Origin of the sequence: Nocardia iowensis, assembly GCF_019222765.1 — a bacterium.
GTDB classification, from domain to species: Bacteria; Actinomycetota; Actinomycetes; order Mycobacteriales; family Mycobacteriaceae; genus Nocardia; species Nocardia iowensis.
In genome coordinates this window covers 590337-603678 of the sequence record NZ_CP078145.1, presented here as the reverse complement: position 1 = coordinate 603678, position 13342 = coordinate 590337, and the positions used below count along the sequence as shown (strand labels likewise).

Sequence of the window (13342 nt, the reverse complement as noted above, 5' to 3'; positions counted from 1 at the left end):
TCGCGCGCCGCTGACACGGGGCTGATACGTGCTTCGCCGCAGGCGACCCGCGACTGACAGGTTGCTGAGGGCGGGTGCCGTCAGTCAGGTGGCGGCGGTTTCGTATGCTCGACGCACGCACCCCCGAACGATTGGTGACCACCGATGATCGACTTCTCGATTCCCGCCGAGCTCGCCGCCGAACGCGATCGAGTACGCCAGTTCGTCGTCGACAAGATCGTCCCGTACGAGCGGGATCCGCGACTCACCGCACACGGGCCGACCGATGAGCTGCGGCAGGAACTGGTCGAGCTCGCGCGGGCGGAGAAGCTGCTGACCGTGCAGGCGCCGGAGTCGCTCGGCGGGCGCGGGCTGACCCACCTAGAGCAGGCGGTGATCTACGAGGCAGCGGGCTGGTCCACCCTCGGCCCGATCGCGATGAACTGCGCGGCGCCCGACGAGGGCAATATGTTCCTGCTGTCCAAGGTCGCGAACCCGGAACAGGTCGAACGCCACCTCGCTCCGGTGGTCGCCGGGCATCATCGCTCGGTCTTCGCCATGACCGAGCCGGACGGGGCCGGCTCCGACCCGGCCCAACTGGCCACCGCCGCCACCTTCGACGGCGAGAACTTCACCATCAACGGCCGCAAGTGGTTGATCACCGGAGCCAATGGCGCCAAGACCTGGATCATCATGGCGCGGCTCGCGGAGAACCCGCATCTGCCCGCGGGACCGACGCTGTTCCTCACCGACGGCGATCAGCCGGGCATCGTCATCGAACGCACCATGAACACGATGGACCGCAACTACGTGGCCGGGCACGGCGTCGTCCGGTTCGACAACCTCACGCTGCCGAAGTCGGCGCTGCTCGGCGAAGCGGGTCAGGCATTGCGCTACGCCCAACTGCGACTGGCCCCGGCCCGGCTGACGCACTGCATGCGCTGGCTCGGCGCGGCCGAGCGCGCACAGCGCATCGCGGTCGAGCACGCGCGCACCCGCACCGCGTTCGGCAAGCCGATCGGCGAGCACGAGGGTGTGTCGTTCATGTTGGCCGACAACGAGATCGCGCTGCACCAGTGCCGCCTGACCATCTGGCACGCCTGCTGGCTGATGGACAAGGGCGAGAAGGCGCGGCACGAGAGCTCGATCGCGAAGTCGTTCGTCTCCGAGGAGTTGTTCAAAGTGGCCGACCGCTGCGTGCAGGTGCTCGGCGGCATCGGCATCAGCGACGAGACGGTCGTCGAAATGATCTTCCGCGATATCCGGGCTTTCCGCCTCTACGACGGCCCGACCGAAGTGCACAAGTACGCCATCGGCCGCAAGGTACTACGTGGTTGAGCGAGGTTTTTCGGCCCGGAGTCAGGGCGGCTCCGGTGCACTAACATCGCTGGCATGAGTTCGGAATTGCACGTCGATGTCGCCTCGGGCATCGCCGTGCTCACGCTCAATCGGCCCGCTCAGCAGAACGCCTTCACCCCGACGATGGCCGCCGAACTGAGTGCCGCGCTGCAGCGTTGCGATGTGGAAGACACCGTCCGGGTTGTCGTGGTGACCGGCACGCCGCCCGCGTTCTGCGCGGGCGCGGATCTGTCCAGCCGGGTCGGCGATGTGAGTGCGACCATCGAACCCGCGCCATGGCGGGTGCGCAAGCCGGTGATCGCCGCGGTGAACGGGCACGCGGTTGGCATCGGGCTCGCGCTCGCCCTGCAGTGCGACCTGCGGTACATGGCGCGGGATGCGGTCTACGGGCTCAATCAGGTTCGGCGCGGGGTGCTCGCGGACGGCTACGCGCACTGGACGCTGCCCCGGCTGGTCGGCATGGCCAATGCCGCGGACATCATGCTGACCGGCCGCACCTTCGACGGCGACGAGGCCAAGGCGATGGGCCTGGCCAACAACTGCCTGCCCGGCGGCGAGGTGCTGCCGATGGCGCTGGCCGTCGCGCACGACATCGCCAACGGGTCCGCCCCGCTGCCGGTGGCGATGTCCAAGCGGCTGCTGTGGGAAGGGCTCGGGATGAGCCCGGCCGTGGTCGGGCAGCTGGAGACCGACCTGAACGAGCATGTCAGCAAGAGCATCGACGGCGGCGAGGCGATGGCGGCGTTCAAGGAACGCAGACAACCCCAGTGGACCGGCAGCGTCAGCGAGGAATGGCCGGCCTGGGACGACCAGGGTGACCCGCAACGACCCAGCCTCGATTGACTGGTAGCGCGCGAGCCGACGGCGGACCGCGTCAGGCGTTGCCGCCGAGCAGGATCATCAGGTAGAGCAGCGCGAAGACGATCATCAAGATGGTGCCGATGATGCCGAGGATGTACCCGACCACCACCTGCACCCGCCCGCCGTAACCACCGTTGGATTCCTCGATCTGATCCAGCGCGCGCTTGCCCATCGCCCACGCCACCGGTCCGAGCACGCCGCAGCAGAGCACGCTCGCCGCGCCGAGAAACAGCACCGCCGTCGCCCTCGGATGCTCGACCGGCTGACCGATGGGCTGGTTGGGTATGACCACGAGCCGAATTCTACGGGGCTTGCCCGCCACTGCGCGGCTATCGCCATGCGGCAAGGGGCGTTTCATGCCCGACAGCCGCACACCCGCAGATCATCGGGTGCGGCTGGGCTAGCTCAAACCCTGCGCTGGCGGGCGATTTCGGCGAGGACGACGCCCGCGGCGACCGAGGCGTTGAGGGATTCGACCGGTCCCGCCATCGGGATGCCGAGGATCGAGTCGCAGTTCTCGCGGACCAGGCGGGACAGGCCCTTGCCTTCCGAACCGACCACGATGACGGTCGGTTCGCGGCCGTCGAAGTCGTCGAGGGTGGTGTCGCCGCCCGCGTCGAGGCCGACGATCTGGATGCCCTGGGCGGCCCAATCCTTCAGTGTGCGAGTCAGATTCGTCGCGCGGGCGACGGAAAGCCGAGCAGCCGCCCCTGCGCTGGTCCGCCACGCGACCGCGGTGACGCTCGCGCTGCGACGCTGCGGGATCAGCACACCCTGACCGCCGAAGGCGGCGACCGAGCGGATCACGGCGCCGAGGTTGCGCGGGTCGGAGATGTTGTCCAGCGCGACGAGCAGGGCGGGTTCCGCCGAATTGCGGACCTCGGCGAGCAGGTCGTCCGGGTGGGCGTAGCGGTACGGCGGCACCTGCAGGGCGACACCCTGGTGCAAACCGTTGGCGCTCAACCGGTCCAGGTCGGTACGCGGCACCTCGAGAATCGAGATGCCCGCATCGGCGGCCATCTTCACGCTTTCGGTGAGCCGCTCGTCGTTCTCGGTGCCGACGGCGACATACAGGGCGGAGGCGGGCACGCCCGCGCGCAGGCATTCGACCACCGGGTTGCGGCCGAGCACCATCTCGGGGCCGTCGTCGTTCTTGCGTCCGGCCGTCCGGCCGCCACCGCGCTGACCCGCCGTCGCGGCCTTGGCCTTGGCGGCGGCAGCGGCCCGCTTGGCCGCGGGATGCTTGGTGCGCGCCTCGGCGGGCGGGGTCGCGCCGCGACCCTCTAGCCCGCGCCTGCGCTTACCGCCGGAGCCGACCACGGCGCCCTTTTTGGTTCCGCCCTTACGGATCGCACCACGACGCTGCGAATTGCCTGCCATTACTTGGCCTTTCCAGGTTGTGGCGCGTCCGGCGCAGAGCTCTGCGCAGCGCCAAGGGCCCATTCCGGCCCATTTTGCGTGTCGGTGACCTCGATTCCGGCTGCCTGCAATCGATCGCGGGCGGCATCGGCGCTCGCCCAATCCTTGTCTGCTCGCGCCTGTTGACGGCGGTCGAGCTCGGCGCGCACCAGCACGTCGAGCGCACCAAGTGCCGCCGATGAGTCGCGTGGGGTGAACCAGTGCGGATCCAGCGGGTCGACACCGAGGATACCGAGCATGGCTCGGACCTGTCCGGCCAGGCCCCGTGCGCTGTCGAGCGCGCCCGCCTCGAGCGCCTTGTTGCCCTCGTGCACGACATGGTGGATCTCGGCCAGCGCCTTCGGCACGGCGAGGTCGTCGTCGATGGCCGCGGCGAACCCGTCGGTCCACTTGCCCACCGGGATCTCGCCCGCGCGGTCGACGGTCCGATACACGAAAGCTTCGATGCGCTGGTAGGACTGGGCGGCATCGTGCAGTGCCTTGTCCGAGTACTCCAGCTTCGAGCGGTAGTGCGCGCTGCCGAGATAGAACCGGAGTTCCACGGCGCGAACCTGTTTGAGCACGTTCGGCACCGAGAGCACATTGCCGAGCGACTTGGACATCTTCTCCCCGCCCATCGTCACCCAGCCGTTGTGCAGCCAGTAGCGGGCGAAACCGTCGCCAGCCGCCTTGGACTGGGCGATCTCGTTCTCGTGGTGCGGGAACACCAGATCCATACCGCCGCAATGGATGTCGAACTCGGGGCCGAGGTAGAACTCGGCCATCGCGGAGCATTCCAGATGCCAGCCCGGCCGACCGGGGCCCCAGGGCGACGGCCAGGTCGGCTCGCCGGGTTTGGCGGCCTTCCACATGGTGAAGTCGCGTGGGTCGCGCTTGCCTTCGCCCGCGCTCTCACCCTGGTGCACGTCATCGAGCCGGTGGCCGGACAGGCTGCCGTACTCGGGGTAGCTGAGCACGTCGAAGTAGACATTGCCTTCGGAGGCGTACGCGTGCCCGCGTTCGATCAACCGCTGCATCATGTCGATCATCTGGGTGATGTGGCCGGTGGCGCGGGGCTGCACGGACGGCGGTAGCACGCCGAGGGTTTCGTAGGCGTTGTCGAAGGCGCGCTCGTAGGTGGCTGCCCACTCCCACCACGGCCGGCCCGCCTCGGCGGCCTTGGTCAGGATCTTGTCCTCGATGTCGGTGACATTGCGGATGAACCACACGTCGTAGTCGTGCGCGAGCAGCCAGCGGCGCAGCACGTCGAAGGCGACGCCGCTGCGCACATGGCCGATGTGCGGTGCGCCCTGCACAGTGGCGCCACACAGGTACACCGAGGCACGGCCGGGGACCAGGGGCGCGAAGTCGCGCATGGTCCGCGTGTCGGTGTCAAAGAGGCGCAATGTCACGGCGTTCGATCCTAGTCGGTAGATAAGCCTGTACCCGGACCGGCTCAGGTCCGTCGGAGCGGGGTCAGCGACAGGCTTGTAGCAGGGCGGTCGCTATCGCGGCGACGCCCTCGCCGCGGCCGGTGAGGCCGAGGCCGTCGGTGGTGGTGCCGGAAACCGAGACCGGGGCGTCGAGCAGTTCGCCGAGCACCTGCTGGGCTTCACCGCGGCGCGGTCCGATCTTGGGTCGATTGCCGATCACCTGGACCGCCGCGTTGACGATCTCGAAGCCGGCCTCGCCGAGCAACCTGCGCACTTCCTTGAGCATGGCGGCGCCGGAGACGCCTGCCCATTCCGGGCGTCCGGTGCCGAATACCGCGCCGACGTCGCCGAGCCCGGCCGCCGAGAGCAGCGCGTCGCAGAGGGCATGGGCGGCGACGTCGCCGTCGGAGTGTCCGGCACAGCCGTCGTCGCCGTCGAAGTGCAGTCCCGCCATCCAGCAGGGGCGGCCCGGTTCGATGGGGTGTACGTCGCTGCCGATGCCGACGCGCATGGTCACTGCGCCACCGCCCGGCGGAAGTCCGCGCCGTCCAGCACCGCGTGCGCGAGCAGCAGGTCGAGCGGGGTGGTGATCTTGAAAGCCAATGGGTCGCCCTGGATGGTGTGCACCTGGGTGCCGAGCAGTTCGACCAGCCCGGCGTCGTCGGTGGCTTGGACGCCCTCGGACAGATAGGCGGCGCGCAGTAGTTCGGCCGCGAAGCCCTGCGGGGTTTGGATGGCGCGCAGTTGCGCGCGGTCCGGCGTGCCGGTCACCGCACCCGCCGCGTCGACGGTCTTGATGGTGTCGGCAACCGGGAGCGCGGGGACCACGGCGAGATGTCCGGCGCGCAACTCGGCGGCGACCCTGGCGATGAGCCCGGGTGGCGTGAGGGCGCGCGCGGCATCGTGCACGAGGAAGTAGGCGGCCTCGGGTGCGGCGGCGATGCCTGCCCGCACCGAGTCGATGCGTTCGGCGCCGCCGACGACCACGTGTACCGAATCCGAGGGCGGCAGCAGGGCAACGGCGCTCTCGACGAATTCGGCGGGAACCATAACGATGATCCGGTCGACCGCGCCGGAGGCGATCAAACCTTCGACAGCGAGCCGGACCATAGCGCTGCCGCCGACCGGGACGAACGCCTTGGGCGTGGTTTCACCCAGGCGGACGCCGCGACCGGCGGCAGGCACCAAAGCAACGACGGTTCCGTCGGTGAGACGAGCACCGTTGTCGAGTTTGTTCACGGTCAGGAAGCCGCGGCGAGGACCTCGTCCAGCAGCGTCTCGGCCTTGCCGTCATCGGTGCCCTCGGCGAGCGCGAGTTCACCGACGAGAATCTGACGGGCTTTGGCCAGCATCCGCTTCTCACCGGCGGACAGGCCGCGATCCTGCTCCCGACGCCACAGGTCGCGGACGACCTCGGCCACCTTGTTCACATCGCCGGAGGCGAGCTTCTCCAGGTTGGCCTTGTAACGGCGGGACCAGTTGGTCGGCTCCTCCGTGTGCGGCGCGCGCAGAACCTGGAAGACTCGATCGAGACCCTCCTGGCCGACGACGTCACGAACGCCGACGTATTCGGCGTTCTCAGCGGGAACCCGAACAGTCAGATCGCCTTGGGCGACCTTCAGGACCAGATACTCTTTTTGCTCACCCTTGATGGTGCGAGTCTCGATAGCTTCGATCAGCGCCGCTCCGTGGTGGGGGTAAACGACGGTGTCTCCGACCTTAAAAATCATGTGTCCCGTGCCCCTTTCGATGTTCACAGTTTAACATGCGACTCGGTAACGGCGCGATCAACTGTGCAGGTCAGGGCCACAACGAGGCAGCGGTGGGGCTTGACAGAACCCGCCCGGTGTGCATTACGTTGTGCCAGAACGGGTTACCTCCCCGCACTTCCCCCGTACCAGCCCCCGGCCCCGACCGGGCGGGACGCCCGCGATCTGTCGGCACTCGACCGATCTGTTATCTACGACCCGCGAGTCGCGAGCCCGGACTCTCGGTCTGTAATGGGAACTACTACGCTGCCTAGTTACTACTCTCCCTAGCGGAGTGAGCCCGGTCGACATGGAGGGACAACCCGTGACTGCCCTGAAAGCTGTGACCGCCTTGAAGAGGGCGCGCCGTCGCATGGTGCCGGTTGCCGCACTCGCCGCCGGAGCGGCGATCGCACTGACCGGCTGTAGCTCGGGCCAGATCTCGCAGACCGCGGACCAGGTGGCCGCGATCAACGGCAATCACGCCGATGTCGGCAAGATCGCGCTACGCAATGTGCACATCGTCTACCCGCACCAGGGCAGCGAATACAACAACACCAAGGGTGGCAAGGCGCTGATCGCGCTGTCGATCATCAACAACAGCCCGTCGCTCCCCGACGAGCTGAACAGCATCACCACCGACCTGGGCACCGTGAAGATCATCCCGGCGGCCGGTAAGTCCGCCGTGCAGCTGGCACCACAGCAGACCGTGGTCGCCGCGGCCAAGCCGGTCAAGCACGACGCGTCCGCGGATGATTCGCACGGCGCGGCTCCGACCTCGGCAGCAGCCCCGACCTCCGCAGCAGCTCCGACCTCGGCGGCATCGCCGACCTCCGTCAAGCCGTCCCCGTCCGCGGCCCCCGACGCACACGGCACCGGCGATCACGCCGCCGAGCCCGCACCCTCCGACGACCCGGCGGCCAATCCGATCCTGATCGAGATCACCGACCTGGCCAAGGACATCACCCCCGGTCTCACCTACACCGTGGCATTCAACTTCAAGCAGAACGGCACCGTTCAGGTTCAGGTGCCGGTCGACGCGGGCCTCGCCGCCGAGCGGCACGAGTCCGACAAGTCCGGCGCGGCCGAGGTCGAGCACAAGGGCGGACACTGATCGTCTAGCCCCCTTACGAAAACGGCTGCCGCACCCGACGGTGCGGCAGCCGTTCGCGTTGGCGGCGGTGTTTGTCGGATGCGGTACGTAAGGTGCGCGTGTGGCAAAGACCAGGTCGATCTTCCGGTGCTCCGCCTGCACGCACGAGGTCGCCAAGTGGGTAGGCAAGTGCCCCGACTGCGGGGCGTGGGGCACCGTCGACGAGGTGGCCGTCGCCGCGACGGGTGCGGGCGCTCCCGCCCGGCGCGCGATGCTGCCGAGCACCGCCGCCGCCCCCATCTCCACCATCGATTCCCAGATCACCAGGGCGCAGCCGACCGGGGTCAGTGAACTGGACCGGGTGCTCGGCGGCGGTGTGGTCCCCGGCTCGGTGGTGCTGCTGTCCGGCGAGCCCGGTGTCGGCAAGTCGACCCTGCTGCTCGAGGTCGCCCACCGGTGGGCCCGGCAAAACGCGGCGAAATCGCTGTATGTCACGGCGGAGGAATCGGCCGGACAGGTGCGGCTGCGCGCCGACCGCACCGGCGCGGTGCACGAGCGGGTGTATCTCGCCGCCGAATCCGATCTCTCGATCGTGCTCGGGCATGTCGAGCAGGTGCGGCCGACGCTACTGGTGGTCGACTCCGTACAGACCATGCTCGCGCCCGAGGTGGACGGCGTGATCGGCGGCGTCACCCAGGTGCGCGCGGTGACCTCCGCGCTGACCTCGCTGGCCAAGGCGAGCGGCATCGCCGTGCTGCTGGTCGGGCACGTCACCAAGGACGGCAATGTGGCGGGCCCGCGCACGCTGGAACATCTCGTCGACGTGGTGTTGCAGTTCGAGGGCGACAAGAACTCGGCGCTGCGCATGGTGCGCGGCATCAAGAACCGGTTCGGCAGCGCCGACGAGGTCGGCTGTTTCGAGCTGCACGAGGACGGCATCGCCTGCGTCGACGACCCGTCCGGGCTGTTCCTGCACCACCGCACCGATTCGGTGCCAGGCACGGCGGTCACCGTGGCGATGGACGGCAAACGGCCGCTCGTCGCCGAGGTGCAGGGCCTGACGGTGGAAACCGAGATTCCGAACCCGCGCCGCGCGGTCAGCGGCCTCGACTACAACCGGGTGGCAATGGTGCTCGCCGTGCTGCAGAGCCGAGGCAAGGTGTTCCTCGGCAAGTCCGACGTGTACGCCGCGACGGTCGGCGGCATGCGGCTGCTGGAGCCCGCCGCCGACCTGGCCATCACCCTCGCCATCGCCAGCGCCAACTCCGAGGTGGCGATTCCGGCGGGCTGGGTGATCCTCGGCGAGGTCGGCTTGGCCGGTGAGGTACGCAAGGTCACCGGACTCGAACGCAGGCTGGCGGAGGCCGAACGCCTCGGCTTCACCACCGCGTTGGTGCCGCCCGGTTACGCACCGCTCAAACGTGGCGGCATGAAGATCCACGAGGTCGCCGACGTCCGGTCGGCCATCCGGATCTCCGGCACGAGAAAACGCCGGGTGCCGAAGGAGGCGAAGGAAGTGGCACCGGATTTCTAGCTCAGGCGGGTGTCAGGTTGAACGGTTCGGGCGAGCTGTGCAGGGAGCCGAACTGAGCCGTGACCTGATAGGCGCCAGCGGGAACGGGCACCCGCTCGCCGACACAGCCCTGCTGCGAGGTCGTGCCCGACCAGCGCACCGTGAACAACGCCTGCTCACCGGGTTTCAGGTTGCGCGCGTTCGACTCGTCGACGGGCGAGCAATCCGAACTCGTCCAGAACTTGCGCTGGCCGTCCAACGACAACACCGAGGCCTGGATCTGCGCCAGGTTCATATCCCGCTGGCACTGCACGCTGGAGATATTGGTGATGACGATCCGGAAGTTCGGCTGTTCGCCGACCCGATAGGTCGGCTGGTCCACACTGATCTTGATAGCCAGCGACTGATCGGGACACTGCCCCGCCGCCGCGACCGGTTCGGCCGAGGTCGATGTGGCGCTGCTCGACGGGGCCTGCGTGCTGGATTCGCTGGTACCCGCGGCCTTCGCCGTCGAGACCTCGGCGGCCTTGCTCGTCGTCGTGGACGACGCACCGGCCGCGACGGGCTTGGAGTCACCGGGCGAGTCACCGCCGCGGGAGACCGTCAGCACCAGCCAGACGACCAGCGCCAGCGCCACGACCAGGGCGCCGAACGCCAATGCGCGACGACGCCAATAGATCTCCGGTGGCAGCGGTCCATTCGGTTCCAGCACGCCTCAACGGTAAGGGCACGATCGGGCGCAACGACTCATGCTCCCGGCGTGTCGGACCGGAATACGCGATTGTGGCGAGTAAATTCCGGCCCGCACGCTGGGGAAACTCCGACGACCCCGGTTCAGGCCAGCTCGCCGATGTTGCCGACGACACGCTGCAACTTCACCCTGCCATCGGCGAGCTTGTATGTGACACAGGCGATCGCGCAATCACCGGTCGCGACGCGCTGCGAGATGATCATCGACCGCTGCATGAGCAGCCTGCTCGTCTCCACCACGTGCCTGGCCTCCAAATCGTCCACGGTGGACAGACCCTCCCTGCGGCCGATCAGAATGGACGGCGTGACCCGCTCGACCACGCTGCGAATGAAGCCGCCGGGCACTTCCCCGCCGTCCAGCGCGTCGATGGTGGCCTTCACCGCGCCGCAGCTGTCGTGCCCGAGCACCACGATGAGCGGGACGTCGAGCACCTGCACGCCGTACTCGATCGAACCGAGTACCGAGCTGTCGACCACGTGGCCGGCGGTGCGTACCACGAACATGTCGCCGAGACCTTGGTCGAAAATCAACTCGGCGGCGACCCGAGAGTCACCGCAGCCGAACAGGATCGCGGACGGTTCCTGGCCACCGACAAGCTTGGCTCGGTCGACGGCGCCCTGGCTAGGATGCAGCAGCGTGCCGTTGACGAAGCGCTCGTTGCCTTCCCGCAAAGATTTCCAGGCACTGATCGGGTTGGAAGCTCGCATACCGACCATTGTGCACAACGCCTGCGTTACCAGCGAGTTCGCATGGTTACAGCTCGGCAAATCTCAACCGGCAGCAGTAGGACAGGAACAGTGAGGAAAGCACCGAACAGCGTCGACGCCGACGTGTTGCTCGACTGGTATCAGGAGACCGCGCGCGACCTGCCGTGGCGCCGCCCCGGAGTCAGCGCGTGGCAGATCCTGATGAGCGAGATCATGCTGCAGCAGACGCCGGTGGTCCGGGTCGAGCCGATCTGGCGGGAGTGGGTGGCGCGCTGGCCGGTGCCGTCGGCGATGGCGGCGTCGTCGCAGGCCGAGGTGTTGCGCGCGTGGGGCAAGCTCGGCTATCCGCGTCGCGCGCTGCGGTTGCACGAGTGCGCGCGGGTGCTCGCCGCCGAGCACGGCGATGAGGTGCCCACCGATGTCGATGTGCTGCTGAGTCTGCCCGGCATCGGGGCGTACACGGCGCGGGCGGTGGCGTGTTTCGCCTACGGGCAACGGGTTCCGGTGGTCGACACCAATGTTCGCCGCGTGGTCGCCCGCGCCGTGCACGGGCGGGCGGAGGCGGGCAACCCGTCGGCACGCGATCTGCCGGAGACGGAAGCTCTACTGCCGCAACAGATCGACCGGGCCGCGGTGTTTTCCGCCGCGCTGATGGAACTGGGTGCGACGGTATGCACCGCCCGTACGCCGGACTGTTCCCGCTGCCCGCTGCCGAGCTGCGCGTGGGTCACCGCGGGCCGCCCGGTCTCCGAGGTGGTGCGCCGCACGCAGAAATACGAGGGCACCGACCGCCAAGCTCGCGGCCGCCTGCTCGACGTCCTGCGCGGCGCGACCGGTCCCGTCGAGCGAGTTCGCCTCGACCTCGCCTGGCCGCGCGACCCCGGCCAGCGCGCCCGCGCCCTCGACTCGCTACTCGTCGACGGCCTGATCGAGCAGACCGTCGACGGACTCTTCGCCCTCGCAGGCGAGGGCGGCACCGCGCTCTGACCCGAAGAGCCGCAAAGCTTTTCGGCTTTCCGCGGACGGGATCATCTGAGATCTGGTGCGCGCGAGGGCAAAAGCGGCTAGGGGTTGAGCACGCGGCGGAGGAAGCGCTCGACCTCGGCGCGGTAGCGCTCGGGTTGGTCGTCGTGCACGAGATGTGCTGCGCCCGAGACGAGTACGTGCTCGGCGTCGGGATGCGTTTCGGCCATCCGGCGCATCTGACCGGGCGGGGTGATGGTGTGTTCACCTTCGAGCAGCAGCGCGGGTACCCGGACGGCATGCCACTGTGGCCAGAAGTCGCGACTCCCCCACTCCTCCGAGATGTCGCGGAACGTCGCGACCGAGCCGTGTAGCCGGTAACCATCCGGACCGTGCTCGAACGAGTTGAGGAAGTACCGACCGGCGACCGGACCGAAAAAGTCGAGCACGGCGTCCGCGTCCGGAAACGGTTGCGGCCACGCCTCGATCATCGCCGCCCAGTTCGCCGCCGTGCGGCCGGTGAAATCCGGGGCGATGTCCTCGACCACCAGCGCGCGCACCCGATCGGGATGGGTCGCGGCGAACACCCAGCCGTGCAGCGCGCCCATCGAATGCCCGATCACCACCATGGGTTCGGTGATGCCCGCGGTCGCGGCGGCCAGGTCGGCAACAAATGCCTCGGTGGTCAACTCGTCCGGCGCCGGTCTGCCGTGCCCGGCGGCGTCGAACGTGTAGATGTGGCCGTACCCACGCAGCCAGGCCAGCTGATCGTGCCAGGTCCGGGCACTGCCCATCAGTCCGTGCAGCAGCAGGATCGGCACTCCCGCTCCGCCTTCGTCGTGCAACACCGTGTTGATTGTGCCGCGCCGCCGCGCGCCGTGTTCGCGGCCCCCTCGATCTCGCACGGTGCTCGACGGCCTCGCGCTCCGCGGTCGCCCGAGCGCCGTATTGTCGAGCCCATGGCTGTTGTGAAGATCAACGCGATCGAGGTTCCCGAGGGCGCTGGCCCCGAATTGGAAAAGCGGTTCGCCCACAGTGCGCACGCTGTCGAGGGTTCGCCGGGGTTCCTCGGCTTCCAGTTGCTCCGGCCGGTCGCCGGTGAGAAGCGGTACTTCGTTGTCACCCAGTGGGATTCGGAAGAAGCGTTCGCCGCGTGGCGGGACGGGCCCGCGCGCGAGGCACACGCGGGTGAGCGGCAGAAGCCGGTCTCGACGGGCGCGTCGCTGCTGGAATTCGAGGTCGTCCTCGACGTGACCGCGAAGTCTGCGGACTGACGAAACCGACGCCAGCCAGGAAGTTCATCCGCGTCGGCGACTCGCCCGACGCCGGGACGCGATACCCGCTGGTCATGTTGACGGCAGGTGCCTCCAGGTGTCACAGTTCGAAGGACAAAACGCGAGGGTGATGCGGTAATCCGGTGTGATTCCGGAGCGGTCGCGCCACTGTGTTCCATGCATCGAGTTCGTGGGTGCCGGACAGCCAGACACCGGCACCTTCGCGCCCACCATTCGACGGGGACGCGCATCCCCTCAGGAGG

15 protein-coding genes and 1 riboswitch are annotated in these 13342 nt (G+C 68.4%); of the genes, 6 read left to right on the top strand and 9 right to left on the bottom strand.

Features of this window, described 5'->3' with window-relative positions; genetic code table 11:
- Nucleotides 1-144: 144 nt before the first annotated feature.
- Nucleotides 145-1317, top strand: coding sequence for an acyl-CoA dehydrogenase family protein (locus tag KV110_RS02875; protein WP_218473087.1), 1173 nt, complete (start codon nucleotides 145-147; stop codon nucleotides 1315-1317).
- Between the two features lie 54 nt (nucleotides 1318-1371).
- Complete coding sequence (locus KV110_RS02870; protein ID WP_218473086.1) at nucleotides 1372-2181, top strand: enoyl-CoA hydratase/isomerase family protein; 810 nt, start codon at nucleotides 1372-1374, stop codon at nucleotides 2179-2181.
- A 31-nt stretch (nucleotides 2182-2212) separates the two neighbouring features.
- On the opposite strand, the gene KV110_RS02865 is transcribed toward KV110_RS02870, so the two are convergent.
- From KV110_RS02865 to carD, 6 genes are all read right to left on the bottom strand, one after another.
- The gene (locus tag KV110_RS02865; protein WP_218473079.1) at nucleotides 2213-2491 is read right to left on the bottom strand and encodes a DUF4190 domain-containing protein; all 279 of its coding nucleotides are present in this window, start codon (nucleotides 2489-2491) and stop codon (nucleotides 2213-2215) included.
- A 113-nt stretch (nucleotides 2492-2604) separates the two neighbouring features.
- Nucleotides 2605-3579 carry a 23S rRNA (guanosine(2251)-2'-O)-methyltransferase RlmB gene (gene rlmB / locus KV110_RS02860; RefSeq protein ID WP_218473078.1) on the bottom strand — a complete coding sequence of 325 codons (975 nt, stop codon included), beginning with the start codon at nucleotides 3577-3579 and terminating at the stop codon, nucleotides 2605-2607.
- Nucleotides 3579-5009, bottom strand: a complete 1431-nt coding sequence (gene cysS, locus KV110_RS02855) for a cysteine--tRNA ligase (RefSeq protein ID WP_218473077.1) — start codon at nucleotides 5007-5009, stop codon at nucleotides 3579-3581. The genes rlmB and cysS overlap by 1 nt, the downstream gene beginning before the upstream one ends.
- Nucleotides 5010-5073: 64 nt before the next feature.
- A complete protein-coding gene (ispF, locus tag KV110_RS02850) occupies nucleotides 5074-5541 on the bottom strand; it encodes a 2-C-methyl-D-erythritol 2,4-cyclodiphosphate synthase (protein ID WP_218478133.1) in 468 nt (155 codons plus the stop codon).
- Between the two features lie 2 nt (nucleotides 5542-5543).
- Nucleotides 5544-6269 carry a 2-C-methyl-D-erythritol 4-phosphate cytidylyltransferase gene (gene ispD, locus KV110_RS02845; RefSeq protein WP_218473076.1) on the bottom strand — a complete coding sequence of 242 codons (726 nt, stop codon included), beginning with the start codon at nucleotides 6267-6269 and terminating at the stop codon, nucleotides 5544-5546.
- Between the two features lie 2 nt (nucleotides 6270-6271).
- Nucleotides 6272-6760: an RNA polymerase-binding transcription factor CarD gene (gene carD, locus KV110_RS02840; protein WP_011206964.1), complete on the bottom strand. Its 489-nt coding sequence runs from the start codon at nucleotides 6758-6760 to the stop codon at nucleotides 6272-6274.
- 361 nt (nucleotides 6761-7121) lie between these two features.
- On the opposite strand from carD, the gene KV110_RS02835 reads away from it, so the two are divergent.
- Both KV110_RS02835 and radA read left to right on the top strand, forming a co-directional pair.
- A complete protein-coding gene (locus KV110_RS02835; RefSeq protein ID WP_246634325.1) occupies nucleotides 7122-7892 on the top strand; it encodes a hypothetical protein in 771 nt (256 codons plus the stop codon).
- 100 nt (nucleotides 7893-7992) lie between these two features.
- Nucleotides 7993-9405, top strand: coding sequence for a DNA repair protein RadA (radA, locus tag KV110_RS02830; RefSeq protein ID WP_218473075.1), 1413 nt, complete (start codon nucleotides 7993-7995; stop codon nucleotides 9403-9405).
- 1 nt (nucleotide 9406) lies between these two features.
- On the opposite strand, the gene KV110_RS02825 is transcribed toward radA, so the two are convergent.
- Together KV110_RS02825 and KV110_RS02820 are read right to left on the bottom strand one after the other, a co-directional pair.
- Entirely contained in the window at nucleotides 9407-10096 is a 690-nt protein-coding gene (locus tag KV110_RS02825; protein WP_218473057.1) for a hypothetical protein, read from the bottom strand.
- Between the two features lie 122 nt (nucleotides 10097-10218).
- Nucleotides 10219-10842: a carbonic anhydrase gene (locus KV110_RS02820; protein WP_218473055.1), complete on the bottom strand. Its 624-nt coding sequence runs from the start codon at nucleotides 10840-10842 to the stop codon at nucleotides 10219-10221.
- A gap of 90 nt (nucleotides 10843-10932) precedes the next feature.
- Between KV110_RS02820 and KV110_RS02815 the strand changes: the two genes are divergently transcribed.
- A complete protein-coding gene (locus KV110_RS02815; protein WP_281427737.1) occupies nucleotides 10933-11829 on the top strand; it encodes an HhH-GPD family protein in 897 nt (298 codons plus the stop codon).
- A 77-nt stretch (nucleotides 11830-11906) separates the two neighbouring features.
- Here the strand turns inward: KV110_RS02815 and KV110_RS02810 are convergent, their stop codons facing one another.
- Complete coding sequence (locus KV110_RS02810) at nucleotides 11907-12653, bottom strand: alpha/beta fold hydrolase (RefSeq protein WP_218473053.1); 747 nt, start codon at nucleotides 12651-12653, stop codon at nucleotides 11907-11909.
- Between the two features lie 111 nt (nucleotides 12654-12764).
- On the opposite strand from KV110_RS02810, the gene KV110_RS02805 reads away from it, so the two are divergent.
- A complete protein-coding gene (locus KV110_RS02805) occupies nucleotides 12765-13079 on the top strand; it encodes an antibiotic biosynthesis monooxygenase family protein (protein WP_218473051.1) in 315 nt (104 codons plus the stop codon).
- 70 nt (nucleotides 13080-13149) lie between these two features.
- Nucleotides 13150-13314: riboswitch (cobalamin riboswitch) on the top strand.
- Nucleotides 13315-13342: the final 28 nt, after the last annotated feature.

Excerpts from the sequence above, each read along its gene's own strand:
- rlmB (WP_218473078.1), bottom strand. The coding sequence starts at position 3,579 with ATGGCAGGCAATTCGCAGCGTCGTGGTGCGATCCGTAAGGGCGGAACC.
- KV110_RS02875 (WP_218473087.1), top strand. The coding sequence starts at position 145 with ATGATCGACTTCTCGATTCCCGCCGAGCTCGCCGCCGAACGCGATCGA.
- KV110_RS02870 (WP_218473086.1), top strand. The coding sequence starts at position 1,372 with ATGAGTTCGGAATTGCACGTCGATGTCGCCTCGGGCATCGCCGTGCTC.
- KV110_RS02820 (WP_218473055.1), bottom strand. The coding sequence starts at position 10,842 with ATGCGAGCTTCCAACCCGATCAGTGCCTGGAAATCTTTGCGGGAAGGC.
- ispF (WP_218478133.1), bottom strand. The coding sequence starts at position 5,541 with ATGCGCGTCGGCATCGGCAGCGACGTACACCCCATCGAACCGGGCCGC.
- KV110_RS02805 (WP_218473051.1), top strand. The coding sequence starts at position 12,765 with ATGGCTGTTGTGAAGATCAACGCGATCGAGGTTCCCGAGGGCGCTGGC.
- carD (WP_011206964.1), bottom strand. The coding sequence starts at position 6,760 with ATGATTTTTAAGGTCGGAGACACCGTCGTTTACCCCCACCACGGAGCG.